General features: G+C 66.7%; 22 protein-coding genes. 16 read left to right on the top strand and 6 right to left on the bottom strand.

Annotated elements, in window-relative coordinates:
* Positions 1–404 precede the first annotated feature (404 nt).
* The 5 genes from V5F84_RS10570 to V5F84_RS10550 all read right to left on the bottom strand — a co-directional run bounded on the left by V5F84_RS10570 (position 405) and on the right by V5F84_RS10550 (position 7,483).
* A complete protein-coding gene (locus tag V5F84_RS10570) occupies positions 405–3,644 on the bottom strand; it encodes a hypothetical protein (RefSeq protein ID WP_394042624.1) in 3,240 nt (1,079 codons plus the stop codon).
* 178 nt (positions 3,645–3,822) lie between these two features.
* On the bottom strand, positions 3,823–5,004 hold the full coding sequence (locus V5F84_RS10565) for an extracellular catalytic domain type 1 short-chain-length polyhydroxyalkanoate depolymerase (RefSeq protein ID WP_394042625.1): 1,182 nt from the start codon (positions 5,002–5,004) through the stop codon (positions 3,823–3,825).
* 94 nt (positions 5,005–5,098) lie between these two features.
* A complete protein-coding gene (locus V5F84_RS10560; RefSeq protein ID WP_509277196.1) occupies positions 5,099–5,518 on the bottom strand; it encodes a ribbon-helix-helix domain-containing protein in 420 nt (139 codons plus the stop codon).
* A 124-nt stretch (positions 5,519–5,642) separates the two neighbouring features.
* The gene (locus tag V5F84_RS10555; RefSeq protein WP_394042627.1) at positions 5,643–7,022 is read right to left on the bottom strand and encodes an FAD-containing oxidoreductase; all 1,380 of its coding nucleotides are present in this window, start codon (positions 7,020–7,022) and stop codon (positions 5,643–5,645) included.
* Complete coding sequence (locus V5F84_RS10550) at positions 7,019–7,483, bottom strand: DUF4126 family protein (RefSeq protein WP_394042628.1); 465 nt, start codon at positions 7,481–7,483, stop codon at positions 7,019–7,021. The genes V5F84_RS10555 and V5F84_RS10550 overlap by 4 nt, the downstream gene beginning before the upstream one ends.
* 162 nt (positions 7,484–7,645) lie before the next feature.
* Between V5F84_RS10550 and V5F84_RS10545 the strand changes: the two genes are divergently transcribed.
* From V5F84_RS10545 to V5F84_RS10505, 9 genes are all read left to right on the top strand, one after another.
* Complete coding sequence (locus V5F84_RS10545) at positions 7,646–7,897, top strand: hypothetical protein (protein ID WP_394042630.1); 252 nt, start codon at positions 7,646–7,648, stop codon at positions 7,895–7,897.
* Positions 7,898–8,096: 199 nt separating this feature from the next.
* Positions 8,097–8,468, top strand: a complete 372-nt coding sequence (locus V5F84_RS10540; protein ID WP_394042631.1) for a YciI family protein — start codon at positions 8,097–8,099, stop codon at positions 8,466–8,468.
* A complete protein-coding gene (locus V5F84_RS10535) occupies positions 8,465–9,742 on the top strand; it encodes an RNA polymerase sigma factor (protein ID WP_394042632.1) in 1,278 nt (425 codons plus the stop codon). Before V5F84_RS10540 ends, V5F84_RS10535 begins: the two co-directional genes overlap by 4 nt.
* A 124-nt stretch (positions 9,743–9,866) precedes the next feature.
* Positions 9,867–10,526 (top strand): helix-turn-helix domain-containing protein, encoded by a 660-nt coding sequence (locus V5F84_RS10530; protein ID WP_394042633.1) that lies wholly within the window; start codon positions 9,867–9,869, stop codon positions 10,524–10,526.
* A gap of 133 nt (positions 10,527–10,659) precedes the next feature.
* Positions 10,660–11,559, top strand: coding sequence for a class II glutamine amidotransferase (locus V5F84_RS10525; protein ID WP_394042634.1), 900 nt, complete (start codon positions 10,660–10,662; stop codon positions 11,557–11,559).
* The gene (locus V5F84_RS10520) at positions 11,556–12,263 is read left to right on the top strand and encodes a protein glxC (RefSeq protein WP_394042635.1); all 708 of its coding nucleotides are present in this window, start codon (positions 11,556–11,558) and stop codon (positions 12,261–12,263) included. The genes V5F84_RS10525 and V5F84_RS10520 overlap by 4 nt, the downstream gene beginning before the upstream one ends.
* Before the next feature lie 20 nt (positions 12,264–12,283).
* Positions 12,284–13,621 carry an FMN-binding glutamate synthase family protein gene (locus V5F84_RS10515; RefSeq protein ID WP_394042636.1) on the top strand — a complete coding sequence of 446 codons (1,338 nt, stop codon included), beginning with the start codon at positions 12,284–12,286 and terminating at the stop codon, positions 13,619–13,621.
* Positions 13,622–13,723: 102 nt separating this feature from the next.
* Entirely contained in the window at positions 13,724–15,070 is a 1,347-nt protein-coding gene (gene glnT / locus V5F84_RS10510) for a type III glutamate--ammonia ligase (protein ID WP_394042794.1), read from the top strand.
* A gap of 223 nt (positions 15,071–15,293) precedes the next feature.
* Entirely contained in the window at positions 15,294–15,614 is a 321-nt protein-coding gene (locus V5F84_RS10505) for a hypothetical protein (protein ID WP_394042637.1), read from the top strand.
* Positions 15,615–15,675: 61 nt separating this feature from the next.
* On the opposite strand, the gene V5F84_RS10500 is transcribed toward V5F84_RS10505, so the two are convergent.
* Positions 15,676–16,656 carry a LysR family transcriptional regulator gene (locus tag V5F84_RS10500; RefSeq protein WP_394042639.1) on the bottom strand — a complete coding sequence of 327 codons (981 nt, stop codon included), beginning with the start codon at positions 16,654–16,656 and terminating at the stop codon, positions 15,676–15,678.
* Between the two features lie 105 nt (positions 16,657–16,761).
* On the opposite strand from V5F84_RS10500, the gene V5F84_RS10495 reads away from it, so the two are divergent.
* The 7 genes from V5F84_RS10495 to atzF all read left to right on the top strand — a co-directional run bounded on the left by V5F84_RS10495 (position 16,762) and on the right by atzF (position 25,158).
* The gene (locus V5F84_RS10495; protein ID WP_394042640.1) at positions 16,762–18,015 is read left to right on the top strand and encodes a sarcosine oxidase subunit beta family protein; all 1,254 of its coding nucleotides are present in this window, start codon (positions 16,762–16,764) and stop codon (positions 18,013–18,015) included.
* A gap of 1 nt (position 18,016) precedes the next feature.
* Positions 18,017–18,322, top strand: coding sequence for a sarcosine oxidase subunit delta (locus V5F84_RS10490; protein ID WP_394042641.1), 306 nt, complete (start codon positions 18,017–18,019; stop codon positions 18,320–18,322).
* Positions 18,319–21,282, top strand: a complete 2,964-nt coding sequence (locus V5F84_RS10485) for a sarcosine oxidase subunit alpha family protein (RefSeq protein ID WP_394042642.1) — start codon at positions 18,319–18,321, stop codon at positions 21,280–21,282. Before V5F84_RS10490 ends, V5F84_RS10485 begins: the two co-directional genes overlap by 4 nt.
* A gap of 52 nt (positions 21,283–21,334) precedes the next feature.
* Entirely contained in the window at positions 21,335–21,889 is a 555-nt protein-coding gene (locus V5F84_RS10480; protein ID WP_394042643.1) for a sarcosine oxidase subunit gamma, read from the top strand.
* Between the two features lie 63 nt (positions 21,890–21,952).
* Positions 21,953–22,822: a formyltetrahydrofolate deformylase gene (gene purU, locus V5F84_RS10475; protein WP_394042644.1), complete on the top strand. Its 870-nt coding sequence runs from the start codon at positions 21,953–21,955 to the stop codon at positions 22,820–22,822.
* A gap of 101 nt (positions 22,823–22,923) precedes the next feature.
* A complete protein-coding gene (locus V5F84_RS10470) occupies positions 22,924–23,124 on the top strand; it encodes a hypothetical protein (RefSeq protein WP_394042645.1) in 201 nt (66 codons plus the stop codon).
* Positions 23,125–23,364: 240 nt separating this feature from the next.
* Entirely contained in the window at positions 23,365–25,158 is a 1,794-nt protein-coding gene (atzF, locus tag V5F84_RS10465; protein WP_394042646.1) for an allophanate hydrolase, read from the top strand.
* Positions 25,159–25,176: the final 18 nt, after the last annotated feature.

Here is a 25,176-nt window from a genome sequence, read left to right as displayed (position 1 = left end):
TGCAACCGCGACGAAACCCGCCGGCGGCCGATATTTTTCTATTTATACAGACAATACTATCGTCTCAGCGCCTGAATTGCACGGCGCTTTCGGAGACGGTCGCTAAAATTTCCTGCGGTGGCGAGGCGTCGTGCGGCACCCCGCCACCGCCTTCGCCGCTCCGGTAATGCGGTGAGGCACCCCGCCGGGCAGGCTGCGCCCGCGCCGCGATCCCTGGGGGTGCCGGCACCGCGCGCATGCCCGGTGCCGGGCTCGCCGAAATTCAAGTCGAGAACTTCGCCCGAATTGACGGTTTCGACCGCCGAAGGGGCGCGGTGAAGGGCCACGAAACCACAATTCGTCCGCGCTAACCTATTGTTTCACGTGAAACATTTTCCGCTCCGCCGACCGGAAACGCAGGGTTTTCAAATGAAGAAGCCGGAGGATGGGGTCAGCCGCACGATCATGTCGTTATAGTCGAAATCCGATCCCTGGTTGTAGGCGAGGTCCTCGAACCCGAAGGTGTTCTCGCCATACATGCGCACCTGCTCGCGCCCGCCGGGATTGTTCTCGCCGATAACGAAGGTTTCCCCCGAGGGCGTGAGGAGCACCGGCGCGTAGAAGCCGGTCGCGCCGGAAACCGTCCAATGGGTGAGCTGGTTGAAGGCGCCGCCGCTGGTCGCCGTGAGGCCGGGGTCCATATGGCTGCGCACCGCCGCGAGATAGGCCTCCGTATCGCCCGCCGGCACCCCGCCCACGCTCCAGTCGCCGGTCGCGGCATCCACGTCGATATGCACGAAGCCGAGCGTATTGGTGTTCGCGCTGCTGCCGGTGATCTGGACGTCGAGCGCCTCGCCATGCTGGAGATAGACCACCGGCAGGCCGCTCATGCGCTGGCTACCGGCGAGCACCGCCGCATCGGCCAGGGTGTTGTCGGTGCTGGCGTTGAGTTCCAGGCCCGCGACGGCGATATGCAGCCCGCCGCCCGGCGCGCCGGAGACATCCACCGCCGGGTTCGGGTTGAGCACGTGATCCCCGGTCAGGACCGCGAAGCGCAATTGCTCGCCCACCCCAAGCCAGACCGATTGCCCGCCCTTGAGCAGGTTCACCCCGTGGTCGTCGGGCGCCGCGCCGACGCTCGCCAGGATCGCGTCCTGGAGCGTCACCCCGCCGCCCACCGCACCGTCGCGGCCGATCAACTGGCCGTGGGAATCCACGGCATAGAGCAGCAGCGTGGCGCCGCTCGCCTGGGTCGCGTGCAGCACGTCGAGCCGCACCCAATTGCCAGTGGTGCCGCCCGCCGCCACCAGCGAGAGCCCGCCGCCGCCCGCCGCCTGAAGCGCCAGGTCGGCCACGTTCACGGTGAGCGTCAGCGGGCTGGAGACCGGGCCGAGCGGCGTCGTAAACCCGGTGTCGGCGGCGGAATATTCATGCATCGTCACGGCATAGGTGCCGTTGCCGAATTGCTGCGCGGCCGAGGTGACCCATTGGCCGTCGATATCCGCCAGCGCCGTGATCGGCTGCGGCCCGCTCACGCCCTGGCCGGCGAAGCTGATCTGCGCGACATTGAGCGCGCCGATCTTATTGGTGTAGCCGGACACCCAGGAGCTTGTGCCGGTTGCGGAATTCAGCCCGGTCCAGCCGAACGCCACCTCCGCGTCGGCGACCGTGATGGCGTTGCTGACCTGGTTCACCTGGTTGGCCGCAGCGGTGAAGACCTCCCCGGCCAGGGTCCCCGCCACCGGGGCGTTGGGCGCCGGCAAGGTGGCGATGAAGCTCGCATTCGTGTTCTGCACCAGCAGCGCGGGATCGAGCGTCGTGGTGCCGCTATAGGCGAAGCTGAGGGTGAAGGTCGGGATGGTCTGGGTGCCGGACGAGGGCGGCGTAACCAGGGCGAGCCCGTCGATGGCGAGGCTTCCGTCCTGCCCGGCATAGTCCGGATTGAGGAATTGCGAGCCCGACATGGTAGTGTAGAGGTTGAACGTCTTCTGCGCGTCGCCCTCGCCCACCAGCACCTGATACCAGGCAACCCCATCGGCGGCCTTGGGAATATTGTTGATCAGGATGCTGCCTTCCGGCTGGGAGGAGCCGGCCTGCGGGCTCGCGGAATAGGTGCCGGTCGTGGAATCGTAGGTGAGGTTCCAGTTCTGCCAGAGGGTGGACCCGGCCGGCGGGGTGATCGTCACCTGCTGCCACTGGGGAACGGAATTGCTTTCCCCGGCATAGAATTTGAGCGTGATGGGGGTGCCATCCGCCAGCACCATGTTCTGGTTGGCGAACGACATGACGATATTGGTGCCGTCGCCCACCCACACCGGCTCGGAATAGCCGCCCGAACCCGGCGGGATGTAATTGTAGATGGCCGGCGGAATATAACCCTGCGGCTGCTCGCCATCGTCGTACAGGGTGAGGTTGATGGTGGAGACATTGGTGCCCAGCGAGGGATCATAGACCGAGATCAGCGGTCCTCCGACGCTGTACTGCTTCATCAGATTGTCGGAATAGCCGGACCCGTAGGAGTTGGAATTGAAGTAATAAATCTCCGAATAGGGGTCCATGTAGGTCGGCGTCACGCCGGTCGTGAGGTTTTTCCCGAACGCATAGGTCGGGTCCCAGTTCCAGTTGGAATTGAGATCGATGGGCGTGGGGACCGCGGAATTATAGGATTGGCCGGTGGTATTGTAGAAGCCGGCGGTGAAGCCGGTGAGGAACTGGGTGAGCACCTCGCCCCATTGGTTGTTCTCGCCCGTGTTCATCTGCGGCGTGGGGTCGCCATATATCTGATAGGGCGTCGCGTCGGTCTGGTTGGTGTAGATCTCGACCGAGCCGAGGGTCGAATAGATGCTGTTTTCCAAATTCGCGGGCGAGATCTTGATATAGCCCTGGATCTGGCTGCTGGCGTCTGGCGCGAGCCAGAAATTCGTTCCGTCCCATTGCAGGGAATAGGAGAAGAAGCCGGCATTGTGCCAGTTGTTATTGGCGTCCGGGGCGCCGTTGAAGAAGCCGGCAATCGAGATCGGCTGGTTCGCGACGGTGCTCTCGAGGCTCGTGACGTAGCCGCTCCAGTCGGAGGCGCTGAAGCTGTTGGGCGCGTTCACGCTCACCGCCTGGGAGGGCGAGATGCCGGCCCGGTGGTCGCCCTGCAACGGACCGCTGGTATAGTCGTAGACGTAGGTGTGGCTGGAATTGATATCGGCGATGGCCTGGAACAGGTTGGCGCCGGTAATGCCGTAGCCGCGGGTATCGGTGGTCGCGCTCCCGCCGGTCCCATAGGTGACGCCGAGCTGCATCGGCAGGCCGAAGCCTTCCACCGAGGTCAGGTTCCCCACGTCGCCCGGCTGGTTCTTCAGCGTCACCTCGAAGCTGTCGTAGCGGAAATCATAAGTCGCGGCGCTGTTCCAGGAGATGTCCTGCTCGCCCGTGATCAGCGTCTGAAGATTGTTGGGCTGGGACGGGTCCTGGCTCTGGACGAGGAAGTAGACTTTTCCACTGTTGTAGGGCTCCGGCAGGACGATGGCGCTGCTCGCGGTGACGGCGCCATTCTCGACCAGGGTGGTCCACACGGGCGCGCCGCTGGAGTCGAAATAGACCGAATAGGCCCACACGCCTTGCTGCCCCAGCGTTTGTTGCAGTTGCGCACTGAGGTTGACGTTGAGAGTGGTCATGGGGCACCGGCCGGAGGGATGATCCGGCGCCATTTAGCCACGGCGCTCGACCTCAGATCAATGCCCGACACCGCTACGGCAGGAATGTTTTATCCGCGCGGTCGATCCGCAGACCGGCCGCGCACAAACGGATCGCCGGCACACGGGAAAACCGAGGCGGCGCGGGCTCGGCGCCGCTTCAGGCCGCGGAGGCGGCGTGGGCGTGGCGCAGGAAAAAGCGGACCATTTCGCGGCTGGCATCGGGGCCGCGCGGATCGGTGAAGCTGCCCTTCGCGCTGCCGCCGGACCATGCGTGGCCGAGGCCGTGCAGCACCCAATGTTCAAGCGCCACGCGGCCGCGTGGATCGGTGAGGATGGTGCGGCTGTAGCTGGTGCCGTCCGCGCTCTTGCCTTGGGTCACCACCTCCTCCAGCTCGGCGCCGCCGCGCGACTGGAGCACCACGTGATCGCCGTTGACCGGATGGACCGTCGTGTCCCGGTCGCCATGGAACACGATGGTCGGCACGATGCCGTTGCCGTCGCGCGCGCCCTGGGTGCGGGCGACGAACGGCACCGGACTTCCCTGGCGCATGGCCATGAAGGCCGACGACATGTCGCTCGCCGCCCCGCAGGCCAGCCCGGAATGCACGCCGATGGCGGAATAAAGATCGGGATAGGTGGTGCCCATGATGGCCGCCACCGCGCCGCCGGCGGAAAGGCCGGCCACATATACCCGGCCGGGCGCCACCTCATATTGCTGCATCACCTGGCGGGTGATGCCGGCGATCAGCGAGGGCTCCCCCTGCCCGCGCTTCTGGTCGCCGGTGTTGAACCAGTTCCAGCATTTGGAGGCGTTGGCGGATTGCACCTGGGCGGGATAGGCGACGAACAGGCCATGCTCCTCGGCGATCTCGTTCATCCGCGTTCCGGCGGCGAAATCGTCCGGCGACTGGGTGCAGCCATGCAGCATCACGATCAGCGGCAGGCGCTGCCCGCGATAGAGGCTGGGCACGTAAAGCTTGTAGCTGCGGCTGCCGGCGGCATTGGAATAGACATGCTCCGCAAACGTCCCCTTCTCGACTGCCGGAGCGGAAGGGGCATCGGGGGAAAGCAGGCCGCGCAGCGCCTCGGGCAGATAATCGGCCACCGATTTCCCCACCGGGGCGCCGGGAGCCGCCTCGAACGGCAGGGACCATGCGCCGCCGTTCCGCGGCGGGGCAAGATCGATGCCCTCCCGCCCCGGGGCTGGCGCGCCGGCCGGCGCCGGCCGCGCGTGCCCTTCGGCGATGGCACCGCGCAGAATGGCCATGGCCTCTTCCAGCCGGCCTTCCCGGGTCAGCCGCGTGGCTTCCAGCATGTCGATCTTGGTGGGCATATGCATTGAAAACGTCCTGGACTGAAAGGCTTCCGACACGGCCGGACCGCCTTCCTGTTGGAAGCAAAATAAGGGCCCAAGCTTGCGCAGGCGGAACCGGTCAGCGCATGCGGTCGCTCAGCGCCGCCTTCACCGCCGGGCTGGCCTGGAGGGCCCCGAGGATGTGGAGGGAGGAAATGGTCCCGCGCGCCAGTTCCGGCGGCACGTCGGGTGCGATCACGGCGAGCCCCAGCACCTGGATATCCAGCCGCTCACCGGCGGCCTGAACGGTTTCCAGATCCTGGCGGCTGAAGTGGCGCAGGCCGAGATCGAGCTGATTGCGCGCCACCGACTTCTGCACCGTCTCCGCATGGCGATCCAGCTGGTTGCGGATCGCGGTGCGGATGAAATCGGTTCGGTTGGAATAGAAATTCTCCTGCACCAGCAGGTCGATATGACCCAGGTCCACGAAGCCGAGATTGATCGTGATCTTTTCCGTGTCCGGCCCCTTGGGCCGAATGTCCTTGGCCAGCATCGTCATGGCAACCATCCCCTGACCATCCCACTGGATGGCAGATGGGGCCCTTCTTGCTGCATCGCAATAGCAGATGCCACGAAAAATGATGCGCCGCAGCAGATATTTTCGCGCGCTCTGCCCCTGTCGCTCAGCGAGCCGGCTTGAGATCGCCGATCAGGGTGGGAATGAGTTCCGACACGGTGGGATGGATCGGCACGGCCCATTGCAGGACGTCGTAAGGCTGGTCCGCATGCATCATGTCGAGGATGCCGTGGATCGCCTCGTCGCCCGACGTGCCGAGGATGGCCGCGCCCAGAATGCGCTTCGTCTGCGCGTCGGCCACCATCTTCATGAAGCCGATGGTCTCGCCCTTTTCCACGGCGCGCCCGACCCGCGCCATGGGCCGGGAGGAGACCAGCAGCGGCCGGCCGGTCGCGCGCGCCTGCGCCTCGCTCATCCCGACGCGCCCCAAGGGCGGGTCGGTATAGAGCGCATAGGCGGGAATGCGGGCGGAGAGCCGCCGGTCCGCACCGTCGAGGAGGTTGGCGGCGATGATCTCGAAATCATTGTAGGCCGTATGGGTGAAGGCGCCGCGGCCGTTGCAATCCCCCATCGCCCAGATGCCGCTCACATTGGTCCGCAACGTATCGTCGACCCGGATATAGCCGCGCTCATCGCGCGCGATGCCCGCCGCGTCGAGCCCGAGATCGCCGGTATTGGGCACCCGGCCGATGGCGACCAGCACATGGCTGGCGCGGATCTCCGGCGCCCCGCCGTCTCCTTTCGCCTCGATGCGAATGTCGTCGCCCTCCTTGGCGAAGGACAGAACATCGACGCCCGTGCGCACCGCAATGCCCTCGGCCGCGAGGAAGCGCGCGATCTCGGCGGAGATGTCCTCATCCTCGCGGGCGACGAGACGCGGGCCCTTCTCCAGCACCGTGACTTCGGCGCCGAAGCGCCGGAAGGCCTGGGCGAATTCGAGCCCGATATAGCTGCCGCCCACCACCACCAGATGGCGCGGCACCGCGTCGAGTTCGAGCATGCTCGTGTTGGTGAGGTAATCGATGTCGGCAAGGCCCGGCAGGTCGGGCACCAGGGCACGGCCGCCGACATCGACGAAGATCCGAGGCGCGCTGAGCAGAGCCTCGCCGACCCGCACGGCCGTCGGGCTTTCGAACCGGGCATGGCCGCGAAACAGGGTAAGCCCCGCCATGGCTTCCATCCAGGCGGTCAGGCCGGTGCGCGCGTTCATCGTCACCTGATGCGCGCGGGCATGAACGCGCTTCATGTCGATGCCGACCGCGCCGGGCAGGACCACCCCGAAATCCGCCGCGCGACGCGCCATGTGGGCGGCATAGGCGCTCGCGACCAGGGCCTTGGTGGGCATGCAACCGGTATTGACGCAGGTGCCGCCGATGAGATGCCGCTCGATGAGCGCCACCTTCATCCCCGCCCCGGTCAGGCGGCCGGCGAGCGGCGGACCGGCCTGGCCGGCGCCGATGATGATGGCATCGAAGCTCTGGTTCATTGGAGGCCTCCCAGGATCAGCAGCGCGCCGAAGACCGCGATGACATCCTCGATCAAGGCGGCGGGCAGGTCGCGGCCGAGCCGCGCGGCCAGGCGGGCGCGCACCGCCGCGCCGCCGAGGGTGCCGATGATCGCACCCGCAATGCCCAGCCCCGCGCCGGCCAGGGCCAGCCCTGCGGGGGTCGCAAGCGCCGCGCCGCAGATGGCGCCGCTGACGATGCGGGCGCCGAACTGCATGGGCACCTTTCGGCTGGGCGTGAAGGGCAGCTTGTCGGCCACCAATTCACCGAGGGCGAAAATCGTGAGCACCCAGACCGCCACGGAGGAGCCGAGAAAGGCCAGCCAGGAGCCGTCGAGCGAGAGCGCGCCGAGGGCGGCCGCCCAGCTCACCATCGCCAGCGGGGTCATGGTGCGCAACCCGCACAGGATCCCGGTCAACAGGGCCAGCACAAGCGGTGTCATGGGGGATATCCTCTCTCGCTGTGACAAGGCGAGAGGCGGGCGCCGAACGGGCCGCCGTGCCTTTCTGCCGCGCCTCGCCGGCTGCGGGGCACACGAAAACAAACGCGCGGGCGTATCGGTAAAGTCGTAGCCCTACGGACGCGAAGAGCGTATAGTATTTTCATGTCAATTCATAAATTTTCGCTCGGCGACCACGTCGAACTTTCCATTGGTCCGTTTTATCGGGCCACAGCGGGCGCATACGATATCGTTGCGCTGATGCCTTTCGAACGAGGGGAATGTTCGTATCGCGTGCGCGCCTCGGCGGAAAAGCATGAGCGCGTGGTTCTCGAAAGCGATATCCGCCTCATTCCCCGCCCCGAAGGCATGCCGGTCCAGATGCCCAGCATCGCCATTGGCAAAAAGCGCGCCTGATCCGCGCTTCCATCCCCGCCAGACTGAGTGTCCGACGCCGGTTGCGGCCGCGCCGTGCGTGGGCGTTTGACGTGCGGCCGCCAAATCGCATCGAAGCAACTTTCCCTATGGGAATGCAATAGAATTCCGGTTTTAATTCCGCGCACCTGTCGGCTGCGGGTAACCTTGCCCGTCTTAGACAGGACGAGGATGCTGCCCGATGCTCTATGCCATTCTTTGCTATCATTCCGAGGATGTCGTCTGTTCCTGGTCCAAGGAGGAGGACGACGCCGTCATGGCCAAGCTCATGACCGTTCATGAGAAATTGGAACGGGACGGCCGGCTGGGGCCGGTGGCGCGGCTGCTGCCAACCACCGCCGCCACCACGCTGCGCAAGGACCAGGACCCGCCCCTCGTGATCGACGGGCCGTTCGCCGAAACCAAGGAACAATTGCTCGGCTTCTATGTGGTCGAATTCGACACGCTGGAGGAAGCGCTGGAGGCCGCGCGCGAGCTCGGCCGCGCGAATCCCGGCGGCGCCTATGAGATCCGGCCCATCGCGCTGTTCCATCCCGGGACCGCGGGGGCGTGAGCGATCTCGGCTGGATCGACGCGACGCTGGCCGCCGCGCGTCCGCAGGCGGTCGCCGCCCTCCTGCGCTATTTCCGAAATCTGGATTTCGCCGAGGAAGCGGTTCAGGAAGCCTGCCTGCGGGCCCTGCGCACCTGGCCGAAGAATGGCCCGCCGCGCGATCCCGCCGCCTGGCTCATCATGGTGGGCCGCAATTCCGGCATCGACGAGACCCGGCGGCGCGCCAAGCTCACGCCGCTGCCGCCGGAGGAGCATCTCTCCGATCTCGGCGACGCCGAGGACGACCTCGCGGAGCGGCTCGACGGCGATCATTATCGCGACGACGTGCTGCGCCTGCTGTTCATCTGCTGCCATCCCGAACTGCCGGCGACGCAACAGGTCGCGCTGGCCTTGCGCATCGTCTCCGGGCTCAGCGTGCCGCAGATCGCCCGGGCGTTCCTGGTGAGCGAAGCCGCCATGGAACAGCGCATCACCCGCGCCAAGAGCCGCATCGCGCGGGCGAGCGTGCCGTTCGAGACGCCCGGCGCGGCGGAGCGCGCGGAGCGCCTCGCGGCGGTCGCCGCCATGATCTACCTGCTGTTCAACGAGGGGTATTCCGCGACCGGCGCCGACGCCGGAGCACGTCGTCCCCTGTGCGACGAGGCAATCCGCCTCGCCCGCCTGCTGCTGCGCCTGTTCCAGGCCGAGCCGGAGATCATGGGACTGCTTGCCCTGCTGCTGCTTCAGCATGCGCGCTCGGCAGCACGGCTGGATGACGACGGCGCCATCATCCTGATGGACGATCAGGACCGGACCTTGTGGAATCCGACCATGATCGCGGAGGGGCTCGCCCTGATCGACAAGGCGATGCGCCACCGCCAGCCCGGCCCCTATCTGGTGCAGGCCGCCATTGCCGCCTTGCATGCGCGCGCAGAGCGCCCGCAAGACACCGACTGGGGCCAGATCGATCTGCTCTATGCCATGCTGGAGCAGCTCCAGCCCTCCCCGGTTGTGACGCTCAACCGGGCCGTGGCGGTTTCGAAGGTGCGCGGCCCCGGCGCGGCGCTCGCGATGATCGAACCGCTGGGCCAGCGCCTGTCCGGCTATTTCCACTTCTTCGGCCTCAAGGGCGCGCTCCTGTCGGATCTCGGCCGCGCGGAAGAGGCGCGAATCGCCTTCGGCCACGCGATCGCGCTCGCCTCCTCGGCGGCGGAGGCCGCGCACATCCGGCAGCATCTCGACCGCTTGCAGCGCGAGGGCGGCGTGTCGTCCCAATCCAATGGATCCGCCGCCTGACCTGCATGCGACGTTCGCCGATGCGGACACCCGCGCGGCGGCGCATGTAGAAACGCTGGCCTTCGCGCCCAAGACACGGGAAGATGGACGCGAAAAACACTTCCGCGGGACCAGGGGCAAGAGAGTGGCAGAGCGCAAGTCGAAGGCCGCAAGCGAGGCGGCCGAGGTGGTCGATTATCAGACCGGGTCGGGCGCTCCCGCCGCGATTGCCAGCACGCTGGAAGACGCCCTCGGCATTCAGGTGCGCGCCATCCGCAGGCAATTGGATCTCACCGTTTCCGATCTTGCGGGCGCAGCGGGGATTTCGGTGGGAATGCTGTCCAAGATCGAGAATGGACAGATTTCGCCTTCCCTTGCGACACTCCAGGCCATTTCCAAAGCCCTGAATGTGCCCATCACCACCTTGTTCTCCACCTTCGAGGAGCGGCGCGACTGCTCGTTCGTACGCGCGCACCAGGGCGTCATCATCGAGCGGCGCGGCACCAAGGTGGGCCATCAATATGAATTGCTCGGCCACGGGCTGGGCGGCGATATCGTGGTCGAGCCTTATCTGATCACGCTGTCGCAAGAGGCGGCGGCCTATACCGGCTTTCGCCATGCCGGGGTCGAGTTCATCTACATGCTGAGCGGCGAGGTGGTCTATCGCCACGCCGACCGCACCTATCACTTGCGGCCGGGAGACTCCCTGATGTTCGATTCCGGTGCCGCCCACGGCCCCGAGGATCTCATCGTGACGCCCATGTCCTATCTCTCGGTGATCGTCTACAGCCGCGACCCGCGCTGAACCTGGCCGAGCGCACCTCTCCCATCGGCATCTTTTTCCTAGAGAGAAAATTTTATTCCGCCCGCGTTGACGGGGCGGCGCTTGGGGCGTACCACTCTGGAGACGGCCATGTTTCGGCCACCGGAGTTCAGCCATGTGCGGCATCGTCGGTATCTTTCTGAAGGACCCCAAGCTCGAGCCCGAGCTTGGGCAAATGCTCTCCTCTATGCTGTGCGTGATGACCGACCGCGGGCCGGACAGCGCCGGCTTCGCCATCTATGGCGCCGGTGCGGCGGACCATGTGAAGCTCTCCCTGCGGGCGGTGGAAGGCTATGATTTCGAAGGCCTCTCCCATTCGCTCTCGGTCCTGGTCGGCGGCGATCCGCGCCTCGTGGTGCGGGCCAGCCATGCGGTGATCGAGGTCCCGGCGGAACAGGAAACCGCCGTGCGCGCGGCGCTTGCGGCCCATCACCCCGAGGTCGCCATCGTCGGCACCGGCGCGCGCATGGAAATCTTCAAGGAAATCGGCCTGCCAAGCGAGGTCGCCGAGCGCTTCGACCTGCCGAACATGAGCGGCACCCATGGCATCGGCCACACCCGCATGGCCACCGAAAGCGCGGTGACCACCGCCGGTGCGCACCCCTTCTCCACCGGTGCCGACCAATGCCTGGTGCACAATGGCTCGCTCTCCAATCACAATGACCTGCGCCGCCAGTTGAAGCGTGAGGGGATTTCCTTCGCCACCGAGAACGACAGCGAAGTCGCCGCCGGATATCTCACCTGGCGCATGAAGAACGGCGCAACCCTGGGCGAGGCGCTGGAAGCCGGCCTGAAGGATCTGGACGGTTTCTTCACTTTCGTCGTCGGCACGGAAAGCGGCTTCGGCGTGCTGCGCGATCCCATCGCCTGCAAGCCGGCCGTGATGGCCGAGACCGACCAATATGTGGCCTTTGCCTCCGAATACCGCGCTCTGGTGAACCTGCCCGGCATCGCCGATGCCCGCGTGTTCGAGCCCGAGCCCGCAACCGTCTATTTCTGGGACCGCGCCGCATGAACGCCTTCAGCCCCGACATCACTTTCGACCTCGCCCAAAGCGAGCTGCGCGAGCTGAACGGCGCGCTGCACAAGGCGACCGGCGAGACCAATGCCAAGCTCTGGCGGGTGCTCAACCCCAACGGCCGCCATGCCTTGGCGGCCGGCGTGGACGCGCCCCTCACCATCCAGGTGGAGGGTCATGTGGGCTATTATTGCGCCGGCATGAACCAGCAGGCGAGCATCATCATCCACGGCAATGCCGGGGTCGGCGTCGCCGAGAACATGATGAGCGGCTTCGTCCATGTGCTGGGGGACGCCAGCCAAGCGGCCGGCGCCACGGCCCATGGCGGCATGCTCCGCATCGACGGCAATGCCTCGGCCCGCTGCGGCATTTCCATGAAGGGCGTGGACATCATCGTGAAGGGCTCCATCGGCCACATGAGCGCCTTCATGGGCCAGTCGGGCAATCTCATCGTGTTCGGCGATGCCGGCGAGGCGCTGGGCGACAGCCTCTATGAGGCCAAGCTGTTCGTGCGCGGCTCGGTGAAGAGCCTGGGCGCCGATTGCATCGAGAAGGAATTGCGCGACGAGCACAAGCAATTGCTCAGCGAAAAACTGGCGGCGGCGGGTCTTGCCGGCACCATCGACGTGTCCGAGTTCAAGCGATACGGCTCGGCCCGCCGGCTTTACAATTTCCACATCGACAATGTCGATGCCTATTGATGCGTGAGGACGATCCCATCATGAGCGCCCACTCCAACGTCCCCCGCACCCTGCCCCGCTTCTCCGCGACCTTCGACCCGCACACCTTGTCGGAGATCCGGCGCGCGGCGGCGACCGGCATCTATGACATCCGCGGCGCCGGCACCAAGCGCAAGCTGCCCCATTTCGACGACCTGCTGTTTCTCGGCGCCTCGGTCTCGCGCTATCCGCTGGAAGGCTATCGTGAAAAGTGCGGCACCGACGTGGTGCTCGGCACCCGCTTCGCCAAGAAGCCGATTACGCTCAAGACCCCGGTCACCATCGCGGGCATGAGCTTCGGCGCCCTCTCCGCGCAGGCGAAGGAAGCGCTGGGGCGCGGCGCCTCGGCGGTCGGAACCTCCACGACCACCGGCGACGGCGGCATGACGAGCGAAGAGCGCGGCCATTCCCAGACCCTGGTCTATCAGTACTTGCCCTCGCGCTACGGCATGAACCCCAACGATTTGCGCAAGGCGGACGCGATCGAGATCGTGATCGGCCAGGGCGCCAAGCCCGGCGGCGGCGGCATGCTGCTGGGCCAGAAGATTTCCGATCGCGTCGCCGCCATGCGCAACCTGCCGCAAGGCATCGACCAGCGCTCCGCCTGCCGCCACCCGGACTGGACCGGGCCGGACGATCTGGAGATCAAGATCGGCGAATTGCGCGAGATCACCGATTGGGAAAAGCCGATCTATGTGAAGGTCGGCGCCTCCCGCCCCTATTATGATATCTCACTGGCGGTGAAGTCCGGCGCCGACGTGGTGGTGCTGGACGGCATGCAGGGCGGCACGGCGGCGACCCAGGACGTGTTCATCGAGCATGTGGGCCTCCCGATCCTCTCCGCCATCGGTCCGGCGGTCCAGGCGCTGCGCGATCTCGGCCTGCATCGCAAGGTGCAGCTCATCGTCTCCGGCGGCATCCGCAACGGGGCGGATGTGGCGAAGGCGCTCGCGCTGGGTGCGGACGCCGTTGCCATCGGCACGGCCGCGCTGGTGGCGCTGGGCGACAACGACCCGCAATATGAAGCGGAATACGCGGCCCTCGGCAGCACCGCCGGCGCCTATGACGACTGGCACGAGGGCCTGGACCCGGCGGGCATCACCACCCAGGATCCCGTGCTCTCGGCGCGGCTCGACCCTGTGAAGGCCGGCCGGCGGCTCGCGAATTACCTGAGCGTCATGACGCTGGAGGCGCAGACCATCGCCCGTGCCTGCGGCAAGAGCCATCTGCACAATCTTGAGCCGGAGGACCTCGTCGCCCTCACGGTGGAATCGGCCGCCATGGCTGGCGTGCCGCTTGCAGGCACAAACTGGATTCCCGGCAAGGGCGGCGCCTACTGATCGCCCGGCCGGACCGGCGCGCCACAACCCGGCGCGCTGGCGACGACGACAAGAAAACAAGACCTTCCCAGAGGATTTGACATGATCCGCTTGCCTGAACCCATGCGCGAAGCCGATGGCCGCGCCGCAGTCGCCGCCCTCGCCCCCGATGCCGATCTGGAAAAGGTCGCCCAGGAACGGGGCATCAAATATTTCCTAATTTCCTATGTGGACCTGTTCGGCGGGCTGCGGGCCAAGCTCGTGCCGACCGCCGGCATCGCCGACATGCAGAAGAACGGCGCCGGCTTCGCCGGCTTCGCCACCTGGCTGGACATGACCCCGGCCGACCCGGACCTGTTCGCCGTGCCGGACCCCACCTCGCTGATCCAGCTGCCGTGGAACCCGGAAATCGGCTGGCTCGCCTCCGACCTGTACATGGAAGGCAAGCTGGTGGAGCAGGCGCCGCGCACGGTGCTGAAGCAGCAACTCGCCGCTGCCGCCGCCCTCGGCTACGAGATGAAGAGCGGCGTGGAGTGCGAATATTTCCTCACCAATGCCGATGGCACGGGCATCCATGATGCCGCCGACACGGCGGTGAAGCCCTGCTACGATCAGTCCGCCTTGATGCGCCAGTATCCGGTCATCAAGGAAATCTGCGACGCCATGCTGTCGCTCGGCTGGGGCGCCTACCAGAACGACCATGAGGACGCCAACGGCCAGTTCGAGATGAACTGGAACTACGACAACGCCCTCGTCACCGCCGACCGGCACGTGTTCTTCAAATTCATGGTCAAGAGCATCGCCGAGAAGCACGGCCTGCGCGCGACCTTCATGCCGAAGCCGTTCATCAATCTCACCGGCTCCGGCTGCCATTGCCATGTCTCGCTGTGGGACAAGGACGGCAAGAATGCGTTCGCCGACAAGGCCGGCAAGCTCGGCGTGTCGGACCTCGGCTACAGCTTCATCGGCGGGCTCATCCACAATGCCGACGCGCTGTGCGCCCTCACCAATCCGACGGTGAATTCCTACAAGCGCATCAATGCCCCGCGCACCATTTCCGGGGCCACCTGGGCGCCCAATACGGTGACCTATACCGGCAACAACCGCACCCACATGATCCGCATTCCGGACGCCGGCCGGTTCGAGTTCCGCCTCGCCGACGGCGCGGCCAACCCCTACCTGCTCCAGGCCGGCGTGCTGGCGGCGGGGCTCGACGGCATCACCAATGGCCGCGATCCCGGCGAACGGCTCGATATCAACATGTATACCGACGGCCACAAGGTGGAGGGCGCGAAAAAGCTGCCGCTCAACCTGCTGGACGCGCTGCGGGCGCTGGAAACCTCGTCGGTTCTCGCCGAAAGCCTGGGGCCAAGCTTTGTGTCCGGTTTCGTCAAGCTGAAGATGGAAGAGTGGAACGCCTATTCCCACCATCTCACCCAATGGGAGCGGGAAACCACGCTGGATATCTGACGTCCGCGCGACCGCCCCAGAAAGAACACCGAAGGCCCGGCGCTGTGCCGGGCCTTTTTTGTTTTTCCCTTCGGCATGAGGCGCCGATTTACGCGGTGCTTCCGCGCGGACATAAGCGAAACCTTGACCGCATGATGCACACAAAAGGTCGTTCTGCTCCAACTTCCAGTGGAACACAGGTGCACACGTGCCGTTACTTCAACAAATGCAACAGGAGGTTCCCATGAAGAAGATCGCATGCACGATTGCCCTCGCGGCGCTTCTGGCCGGCTCCTCGGCCTATGCCGGTGAAGAAGGGGCCGCAGCTGGCGCGATCGCCGGCGGCGCGGCCGGTGCGGCGGTGGGTGGCCCGGTGGGCGCGGCAGTGGGCGCCGGCGCGGGAGCGGCGGCCGGCGGAGCAGCCTCGCACCGCGATCGCGACCGGGTCTATATCGAGCACCGCGATCCCGATACCACGGGCTCCATCAATTGCTCGTCCAAGACCGTCCACAGCGAGAACGGCATGGGCGATTCCACGACCGTGCGCCGCGAATCCTGCAACTAATCCAGCAAAAGCCACGTGCCGCCGGCTCGGCTCGGACACGATGCCGGGCGGGTGCGAAGGCTCACGCTGGCACGGGGCTGAGCCACGGCATGGCGGCCCGCAAGGAGGGCCAGCTTTCGCCCTCCAGCTGCCCCCGACAAAAGGCCGCCACCTCGCGGGGGAGCCGGCCGAGTTCCTGACGCCGTGAGATCAGGGTCAGGCTCCGCGAGAAAATCGGACCCGGCAATGGCCAGCAGGCCAGTTGCTCCATGGGCACCGCCGCTTCCAGCAGACATAGCGGCGTCGTGACGGCGAAGCCGGCCCCCTGCGCCACCATGGCCGTGACGCATTGGGGCGTGTCGAATTCCAGCCGGCGCGGCAGATCCAGCTTCAGCCGGCGCAGGTGGCGTTCCACTTCGATGCCGGTCTTCGAGCGTGCGGAGAAGCGCACCAGAGGCAGGCGCCCCGCGAGGTCCGCGAGATCGTCCACCCGTGCCGGCTTCGCCGTGCCGGCAGGCGCGATCAGGATATAGGGCTCGGACAGCAACGCGAACCGCTCCAACCCCTCGATCTCCTCCAGTTCGTCCGGCGCGAGCAGCAGATCCAGCTGCCGCGTCAGCAAGGCGGACGCGTGGGAGGAGGTCAGCCCGGAGAGGATCGACACCTGGTCCGCGAGGGCCATCAGATGGGCGCCGAGCGGTGCGGCAAGCGCGCGCGAGAGGGAATCCACCAGCCCGACCCGCAGCAGCGGCAGCCGGCTGTGTTCAGTCTCCCGCAGCATGGGCGCGATCTGGCGCGCTTCGGAAAGCAGCGCGCTCGCCCGCTGGCGCAGCACCCCGCCCGCCGGAGTGAGGCCGAGCGGCCGCACGGAGCGGTCGAACAAGACCGCGCCGGTGCGCGCCTCCAGATCCGCTATGGCCTGGGACACCGCCGGCTGGGTCAGGCCGAGCTGGCGGGCGGCGCCGGCCATCGCCCCCTGCTCGCACACCGCCAGAAATATTTCCAACGTGCGCAGATCGAATGGCAAAGCCTCCGCCCGCTGGGCGATACCGCGCAAGGCCATGAGCCGGCTCCCGTACTATAAGCAATAATTATATCATGCCTTGTTTTAAGGTGCGGTATGGATTCGTACAGGGGTGATCTGCCCTGGATGAGTGAGCCGCCCGGCATGTCGCATTATTCCGTCCTTTCCATTCTCGCGAATGCCTTCAACGGCCAGAAGGGCTGGACGCCGGCCTGGCGCGACGCGGCCCCCAAGCCCGCCTATGATGTGATCGTGGTGGGCGGCGGCGGACATGGCCTCGCGACAGCCTATTACCTCGCCAAGGAGCACGGCATCCGCAACGTGGCGGTGCTGGAGAAGGGGCATATCGGCTCGGGCAATGCCGGCCGCAACACCACCATCATTCGCTCCAACTACCTGCTGCCCGGCAATGAGCCGTTCTACGAATGGTCGATGAAGCTGTGGGAGGGACTGGAACAGGACCTGAACTACAACGCCATGGTCTCCCAGCGCGGCGTGCTCAACCTCTATCATTCCGACGCCCAGCGCGATGCCTATGCGCGGCGCGGCAACGCCATGCGGCTCAACGGCGCGGACAGCGAACTCCTGGACCGCGATCAGGTGCGCGACATGGCGCCGTTCTTGAATTTCGAGCAGTCGCGATTCCCCATCCAGGGCGGCCTGCTGCAAAAGCGCGGCGGCACGGCGCGGCACGATGCGGTGGTGTGGGGCTATGCCCGCGCGGCGAGCAAGCTTGGCGTGGATATCGTTCAGAATTGCGAGGTGACCGGCTTCATCCGCGCGGGCGATGCGGTGGTGGGCGTCGAGACGACCCGCGGCCCAATCCGCGCCGGCAAGGTGGGACTCGCCGTGGCCGGCTCCTCCTCGCGCCTGACGCGGCTGCTGGACATGCGCCTGCCGATCGAAAGCCATGTCCTTCAGGCCTTTGTTTCGGAAGGGCTGAAGCCGCTGGTGCCGGGCGTCATCACCTTCGGCGCGGGGCATTTCTACATCAGCCAGTCGGACAAGGGCGGCCTGGTCTTCGGCGGCGACATCGACGGCTATAATTCCTACGCCCAGCGCGGCAACTTGCCGGTGATCGAGGATGTATGCGAAGCGGGCATGGCGCTGTTTCCGCGCATCGGCCGGCTGCGCATCCTGCGCCATTGGGGCGGCATCATGGACATGTCCATGGACGGCTCGCCGATCATCGACAAAACCCACCTGCCGGGTCTCTATCTCAATGCCGGCTGGTGCTATGGCGGGTTCAAGGCGACGCCGGCTTCGGGCTGGTGCTTCGCGCACACGCTGGCGAAGGACGCGCCCCACGCATTCAACGCCGCCTTCCGCCTGGATCGTTTCCGCACCGGCCATCTGATCGACGAGAAGGGGGTCGGCGCCCAGCCGAACCTGCACTGACATGCGCATTCCCTGTCCCTATTGCGGGCTTCGCGACGCCCACGAATTCTCCTATCTCGGCGACGCCACGCTTACGCGTCCGGACCCTGAGGCCGCGAACGCGCCGGAGGCGTTCTTCCAATATGTGTACCTGCGCGACAATCCGGCCGGGCCCCATGAGGAGTTGTGGTATCACGCCGCCGGCTGCCGGCAGTGGCTGGTGGTGAGCCGCGACACCCGCACCCACGCGATTTCGGGCGCCCGCTTCGCCCGCGCGCCCAAGGCGGCCCCGAGGCCCGACGCTTCCGAAGCCGAGGTGACGCCGTGAGCCGCCTGTCCTCCGGCGGCCTGATCGACCGCGCAAGACCACTCGCCTTCACCTTCGACGGCACGTCCTACAAAGGGTTTGCGGGCGACACGCTCGCCTCCGCCCTGCTCGCCAACGACGTGCGGCTGGTGGGCCGCTCGTTCAAATATCACCGCCCGCGCGGCATCTTCTCCGCCGGCTCGGAGGAGCCGAACGCGCTGGTTGAATTGCGCTCCGGCGCCCGGCGCGAACCCAATACCCGCGCCACCACGGCGGAATTATACGAGGGACTGGAAGCGACCAGCCAGAACCGCTGGCCCTCGCTCGCCTTCGATCTTCTGAGCGTGAACCAATGGTTCTCGTCCTTCCTCGGCGCCGGATTCTACTACAAGACCTTCATGTGGCCGGCGGCGCTGTGGGAAAAGCTGTACGAGCCCGCCATCCGCCGCGCCGCGGGGCTTGGGCGTGCGGCGGAAGAGGCGGACCCGGACAGCTATGAGAAGGCGTTCGCCTTCTGCGACGTGCTGGTGATCGGCGGCGGGCCCTCAGGCCTGCTCGCGGCGCTCACCGCCGGGCGCGCCGGGGCACGGGTGATCCTGGCCGACGAGGACGCGATCCTCGGCGGCCGGCTGAACAGCGAGCGCACCATCATCGACGGCGCCGCGCCAGATGCCTTCCTTGCTACGACGCGGGCGGAACTCGAAGCGCTTCCCAATGTGCGGGTGATGCCGCGCACCACGGTGTTCGGCGTCTATGACGGCGGCACCTATGGCGCGCTGGAACGGGTGAGCGACCATCTGCCGGTGCCGGCGCCGTTCCAGCCGCGCCAGCGCTATTGGAAGATCGTCGCGAAGCGCGCCATCCTGTGCGCCGGCGCCTTCGACCGGCCCATCGTGTTCGGCGGCAACGACCGGCCGGGCGTCATGTCCGTCCAGGCACTGCGCACCTATGCGGTGCGCTATGCGGTGGCGCCGGGCAGCAATGCCGTCGTATTCGCCAATAACGACCACGCCTGGAGCGCTGCCTTCGATACCGCCGATGCCGGAATGAAGGTCTCGGCCATCGTGGATGTGCGCGAGAGCCCGCCGGCAGCGCTCGTTGCCGGCGCCAAGGCCCGCAATATCCGCGTGATCGCCGCAGGCGCGGTGGTCGCGACCTCGGGCAAGCGGCTGTCGTCCCTCACCGTCCGCAGCCCCTCCGGCACTGAGACGATCGCCGCCCAGGTTCTCGCCATCTCCGGCGGCGCGACGCCGAACCTGGCTCTGACCAGTTATTTCGGCGGCCGGCCGAAATACGAGGTCGCCATCGCCGCCTTCGTCCCCGATACCACCCCGCCCGGGCTCAGCGTGGCTGGCGCAGCGGCAGGGCAATTTTCGCTCGCCCAATGCTTTGCCACTGGCGCCGCGCAGGGCGCTGCGGCGGCACGCGATGCGGGCTTCGCCGCCGAGCCGGCGCCGCTGCCCGAGGCCGGCGATACGCCGACCTCCCTGTCCGCCTTCTGGCATGTGGAGGGTTCGAAAGGGCTGGCGTTCGTGGATTTCCAGAACGACGTCTCGGCCAAGGATATCGCCATCGCCCATAAGGAGGGTTTCCGCGCGGTGGAATTGCTGAAGCGCTACACCACGCTCGGCATGGCGACCGACCAGGGCAAGTCCTCCAACATGGCGGGGCTCGCCATCATGGCCGAACTGACCGGCCTGGGCATCGGCGAGACCGGTACCACCTTGTTCCGCCCGCCCTTCACACCGGTGGCGCTGGGCGCGCTCGCGGGCCACCATCGCGAGAAGGACTTCCGCCCCACGCGGCCCACCCCCACCCATGACTGGGCGCGCAAGCAGGGCGCCGTGTTCGTGGAAACCGGGCTCTGGCTGCGCGCGCAATATTTCCCCAAGCCCGGCGAAACGGACTGGCTGGAAACCGTCACCCGCGAGGTCAAGGCGGTGCGCTCGTCGGTCGGCCTGATCGATGTCTCCACCTTCGGCAAGATCGACCTCCAGGGGCCGGACGTGGGAACCTTCCTCGACCGGGTCTATATCAACACCTTCTCCACCCTGGCGGTGGGCAAGGCCCGCTATGGCGTGATGCTGCGCGAGGACGGCCTCGTGATGGACGACGGCACCACCGCCCGCCTCGCCGACGACCATTATGTGATGACCACCACCACGGCCAACGCCGCGAAAGTCTATCAGCACCTGGAATTCTGCCTCCAGGTGCTGTGGCCGGAGCTCGACGTTCAGCTCGCCTCCATCTCCGAACAATGGGCGCAGATCGCCATCGCCGGGCCGAAATCCCGCGAGGTGCTGGCCAAGGTGGTGGATGCGCCGCTCAACGTCTCCAACACCGGCCTGCCCTTCATGGGCGCGGTGGAGGGCAAGGTGATGGGCGGCGTGAAAGCGCGCATCTTCCGCCTCTCCTTCTCCGGCGAGCTGGGGTACGAGATCGCCGTCCCCACCCGCCACGGCGAAGCGCTGACGCGGGCGCTGATGGCCGCGGGCGCGCCGTTCGGCATCACCCCCTACGGCACTGAGGCGCTGGGCGTGATGCGCATCGAGAAGGGTCATGTCTCCGGCAACGAACTGACCGGGCAAACCAGCGCGCGCGATCTCGGCCTCGGCAAGATGGCGTCGACGAAGAAGGATTATATCGGCCGCGTCATGGCCGCGCGGCCCGCCTTCGCCGATCCCGATCGTCCGGGCTTCATCGGTTTCAAGCCGGTAGACCGATCGCAGCGTCTGCGGGCCGGCGCCCATTTTCTGCCCCTTGGCGCCGCGCCGGTGATGGCGAACGACGAGGGCTATATGAGTTCGGTCGCCTATTCGCCCACCCTCGGCCATTGGATCGGCCTCGGGTTCCTGAAGGGCGGCCGGGCACGGATCGGCCAGAAGGTGCGCGCCTATGACCCGGTCCGGGGCGGCGACATCACGGTGGAAGTGTGCGATCCGGGCTTCGTCGATCCGGAAGGGGAGCGGCTGCGTGTCTGACCTTCTTGCAGAAATTTCCCCAAGCGCTCTCATACCCGAGGGATATTACGGCGTGCGCGGATCCGCGCCCGGTGTCGTGGCGGCGCTGCTCAGCCCGCTCGCGCTCGCCAATGTGGTGGTGCGCCGGGAAGGGCTCGACACCGTGGCCGAGCTTGCGCTGGAGCGGCTTGGCGTCATGCTGCCGCGCGGGCCGCGCACCGCATCCGCCGGCGATCTCACGCTGGTGGGCACCGGGCCGGGGCGGTTCCTGGTCGTTGGCGAGGGCATCACCGGCGATCCGCTGCTGGCGCGGCTGGCCCATGCCTTCGGCAAGACCGCCGCGCTCACGGACCAGAGCGACGGCCAGATGGTGATTCAGCTTTCCGGTCCGCGCACCCGCGATGCGCTTGCCAAGCTGGTGCCGCTCGATCTCGACCCGAGCGCCTTTAAGGCCGGCGATGCGGCGGCGACACTGGTGGCGCTGATCCCCGTTTTGATCTGGCAGACGGATGGGGCGCCCACCTATCGTTTCGCGGTGCCGCGCTCCTTCTTGCCAGCATTCCTGCGGGCGCTGGTCGGAGCGGGCGCGGAATTCGGCCTTCAGCTCACGGGCACGGGGCGAGGTTGAAGGCGGCGCGCCGCGCGCTTTCCGCTCCCCGCCCGCATTCCCCTTCGACGTGATGGATGTCCCATGACCACGCCTTCCGACCAGTTCGTTCTCGCCTTTTCCTGCCCCAACCGCCCCGGCATCGTCGCCGGCGTCTCGACCTTCCTGTTCCAGCACGGCTGCAACATTCTGGAAGCCCAGCAGTTCGACGATACGGAGAGCGGCCGCTTCTTCATGCGCGTGGTGTTCAACGTTGTGGAGGGCGATGCGACCCTCGCCTCCCTTCGCGCCCAGTTCGAGGAGGTGGCGCAGCCGCTGAACCTGCAATGGACGCTGCGCTCGCCGAACGAGAAGCGGCGCGTGCTGCTGCTCGCCTCCAAGTTCGACCATTGCCTCGCGGATCTGCTATATCGCTGGCGCATCGGGGAAATCCCCATGGAGGTGACGGGGATCATCTCCAACCATCCGCGCGAGACCTATGCGCATCTGGATTTCGACGGCATCCCGTTCCACCACCTGCCGGTGACAAAGGCGACCAAGCTGGAGCAGGAAACCCAGATCTGGGGCCTGTTCCAATCCACCCGCTCGGATCTGGCGGTGCTTGCGCGCTACATGCAGGTGCTCTCCGACGGGCTCTCGGCCAAGCTGTCGGGCAAGTGCATCAATATCCACCATTCCTTCCTGCCCGGCTTCAAGGGCGCCAAGCCCTATCACCAGGCCCATTTGCGGGGCGTGAAGCTGATCGGCGCCACGGCCCATTACGTGACCTCGGACCTCGACGAAGGCCCGATCATCGAACAGGACGTGGAGCGCATCAGCCACCAGGACAGCCCGGAAGATTTGGTGCGCAAGGGCCGCGACATCGAGCGGCGGGTGCTGGCGCGCGCGCTCTCCTGGCATGTGCAGGACCGGGTGATTCCCAACGGCCACAAGACCGTGGTCTTCCGCGACTGACCCCGTCGGCGGCGCCCAGCCGGCGCCCGTGCCCGGATCCAGTGAACCAGACCGCGCCTCCAGCGTTTATGACGTTAGGTCAAACAGCCCTGGAGAAGACCATGTCTCGCGGAACAACCCTCACCATGGGAGCCGTCGTCCTGGTCGCGGCCATGACGGCGGCGGTTCTGTTTTCCGGTCGCGGAACACCTGATCCGACGGAAACCGCGCCGCGCAATGTGCCCTCGGTCACCGATCCCGCGCCGCCCACCACCTCGCCCGCCACGCCACCGGGCGTCACGCCGTCCAATCCGGTTCGCTGACAGAGTGCATGCAATGGCGATTTGAACGTCTATTAAAAATGCATTTGCATAATTTTTGGACGCCATTCGGGTGCGGCGAAGGGGGATCCTTTCCCGTTGAAACGGCCGCGCCACCCGCGGTGGCGGTCTGCTTTTCCCGTGCCCGCGCGCCTTTCCGGAGGCGCGCGGGGCGCGCGTCCTGACCGCCCGGTCTGGCCCGGTTCCTGCTTGGCGCATGGCGAATACGCTTCGGAGTTGCGCATGCAAACGGTCGCCAGTCTTCTCGCCGCCCACCGCCAAGGAACAGGCTCGCCCAGCGACACCGTACGCCAGACCTATGCACGCATCGCCGCCCATAACGACCCGGCGATGTTCATCACCCTGCGCCCGGAAGCGGACGTGCTGGCGGATGCGGCCGCGCTGGAGCGGACCGGCGACACGCACCTGCCGCTGTACGGCATTCCCATCGCGGTGAAGGACAATATCGACGTCGCCGGCCTGCCCACCACCGCCGCCTGCCCTGCCTTCGCATACCAGCCGGACGCCGATGCCACGGTCATCGCCCGGCTGAAGGCGGCGGGCGGGCTCATCATCGGCAAGACCAATCTCGACCAGTTCGCCACCGGCCTCGTCGGCACGCGCTCGCCCTATGGCATCCCGCGCAATGCCTTCAAAGCCGACCTCGTGCCGGGCGGCTCGTCCTCCGGCTCGGCCTCGGCGGTCTCTGCCGGCATCGTGCCGTTGGCGCTGGGCACGGACACCGCCGGCTCGGGCCGGGTTCCGGCCATGCTTCAGAACATCGTCGGCGTGAAGCCGAGCCTCGGCCTCGTGCCCAATACCGGCCTCGTGCCCGCCTGCCGCACGCTGGACGCCATCTCCATCTTCGCGTTGACGGTGGACGATGCCATGGCGGCGCTTCAGGTGATGGCGGGCTTCGACCCGGCGGACGCCTTTTCCCGTGCCCTGCCGCTTGGGCCGATGGCGGCGCCGGCGGTGCCAGTGCTCGGCATCCTGCCGGCGGCGCAGCGCGAATTCTTCGGCGATGAAGACGCCGCCAAGGCCTACGAGGATGCGCTCGATCGGCTCAAGGCCCTGGGCGCGGAGCTGGTGGAATTCGACTATGCGCCCTTCGCCGAAACCGCGCGGCTGCTCTATGAAGGCCCCTGGGTGACCGAGCGCTGGATTGTCGCCGAAAAGCTGCTCACGACCAATCCCGAAGCCGTCCATCCGGTGACGCGCACGATCACGGAAGCGGGCGCCAAGGCGAGCGCTGCCGACCTGTTCCGCGCGCTCTATCGCCTGCAGGAGCTGAAGGCCAAGGTGAAGCCGGTGCTCGCATCGCTCGATGCCATCGTCCTGCCGACCGCGCCCACGGCCTATACGCTGGAAGCCGTGCTGGCGGACCCGATCCGCCTCAATTCGCACAACGGCACCTACACCAATTTCGTCAATCTGCTGGACATGTGCGGCACAGCCGTGCCGGCCGCAATCGCCGCAAGTGGCGTGCCGTATGGCATCACGCTGCTGGCTCCCGCCGGCAATGATGCCAAGCTTGCCGCCATCGCCCGCACCTTCGCGGCCGCAACCGGCCTGCCGCTGGGTGCGAGCGGGGAAACCGCCCCGCCAGTCGCGCCGCTGCCGCCCGCCGCCGAGGAAGGGAGGCTCGATATCTGCGTGTTCGGCGCCCACTTGTCCGGCATGGGCTTGAACGGGGAACTGGTTGCCCTTGGCGGACGGCTGGTCGGAGCGGTGGAGACGGCGCCGCTCTATCGCATGTCACTGCTGTCCGGCGGCGTGCCCCGTCCGGGGGTCACCCGCGTCAGTGCGGGCGGCGCATCGCTTGCGGGCGAAGTGTGGTCCCTGCCGTTCGAGGGGGTCGGCCGCCTGCTGGCGCAGATTCCCGCGCCGCTCGGCCTCGGCAACGTCGTCCTGGCGGACGGAACGCGCGTCGCCGGCTTCCTGGCCGAGGCGGCCGGCGTCGAGGGGTGCATCGACATCACCGCCTTCGGGGGTTTCCGCCCCTATGTGGAGAGTCTTGCCGCTAAGTCCGCCTGACCCTGCGGTTTGAGGCCG

This window comes from Roseixanthobacter liquoris (assembly GCF_043195135.2).
Taxonomy (GTDB): Bacteria; Pseudomonadota; Alphaproteobacteria; order Rhizobiales; family Xanthobacteraceae; genus NCEH01.
Note: the sequence above shows the minus strand (reverse complement) of the source record. Positions and strands in the feature narration are given on the sequence as shown.

Coding starts and splice junctions, on each gene's coding strand:
- V5F84_RS10570 (WP_394042624.1), bottom strand. CDS start 3,644: ATGACCACTCTCAACGTCAACCTCAGTGCGCAACTGCAACAAACGCTG.
- V5F84_RS10565 (WP_394042625.1), bottom strand. CDS start 5,004: ATGCATATGCCCACCAAGATCGACATGCTGGAAGCCACGCGGCTGACC.
- V5F84_RS10560 (WP_509277196.1), bottom strand. CDS start 5,518: ATGACGATGCTGGCCAAGGACATTCGGCCCAAGGGGCCGGACACGGAA.
- V5F84_RS10555 (WP_394042627.1), bottom strand. CDS start 7,022: ATGAACCAGAGCTTCGATGCCATCATCATCGGCGCCGGCCAGGCCGGT.
- V5F84_RS10550 (WP_394042628.1), bottom strand. CDS start 7,483: ATGACACCGCTTGTGCTGGCCCTGTTGACCGGGATCCTGTGCGGGTTG.
- V5F84_RS10545 (WP_394042630.1), top strand. CDS start 7,646: ATGTCAATTCATAAATTTTCGCTCGGCGACCACGTCGAACTTTCCATT.
- V5F84_RS10540 (WP_394042631.1), top strand. CDS start 8,097: ATGCTCTATGCCATTCTTTGCTATCATTCCGAGGATGTCGTCTGTTCC.
- V5F84_RS10525 (WP_394042634.1), top strand. CDS start 10,660: ATGTGCGGCATCGTCGGTATCTTTCTGAAGGACCCCAAGCTCGAGCCC.
- V5F84_RS10520 (WP_394042635.1), top strand. CDS start 11,556: ATGAACGCCTTCAGCCCCGACATCACTTTCGACCTCGCCCAAAGCGAG.
- V5F84_RS10515 (WP_394042636.1), top strand. CDS start 12,284: ATGAGCGCCCACTCCAACGTCCCCCGCACCCTGCCCCGCTTCTCCGCG.
- glnT (WP_394042794.1), top strand. CDS start 13,724: ATGCGCGAAGCCGATGGCCGCGCCGCAGTCGCCGCCCTCGCCCCCGAT.
- V5F84_RS10505 (WP_394042637.1), top strand. CDS start 15,294: ATGAAGAAGATCGCATGCACGATTGCCCTCGCGGCGCTTCTGGCCGGC.
- V5F84_RS10500 (WP_394042639.1), bottom strand. CDS start 16,656: ATGGCCTTGCGCGGTATCGCCCAGCGGGCGGAGGCTTTGCCATTCGAT.
- V5F84_RS10495 (WP_394042640.1), top strand. CDS start 16,762: ATGTCGCATTATTCCGTCCTTTCCATTCTCGCGAATGCCTTCAACGGC.
- V5F84_RS10490 (WP_394042641.1), top strand. CDS start 18,017: ATGCGCATTCCCTGTCCCTATTGCGGGCTTCGCGACGCCCACGAATTC.
- purU (WP_394042644.1), top strand. CDS start 21,953: ATGACCACGCCTTCCGACCAGTTCGTTCTCGCCTTTTCCTGCCCCAAC.
- V5F84_RS10470 (WP_394042645.1), top strand. CDS start 22,924: ATGTCTCGCGGAACAACCCTCACCATGGGAGCCGTCGTCCTGGTCGCG.
- atzF (WP_394042646.1), top strand. CDS start 23,365: ATGCAAACGGTCGCCAGTCTTCTCGCCGCCCACCGCCAAGGAACAGGC.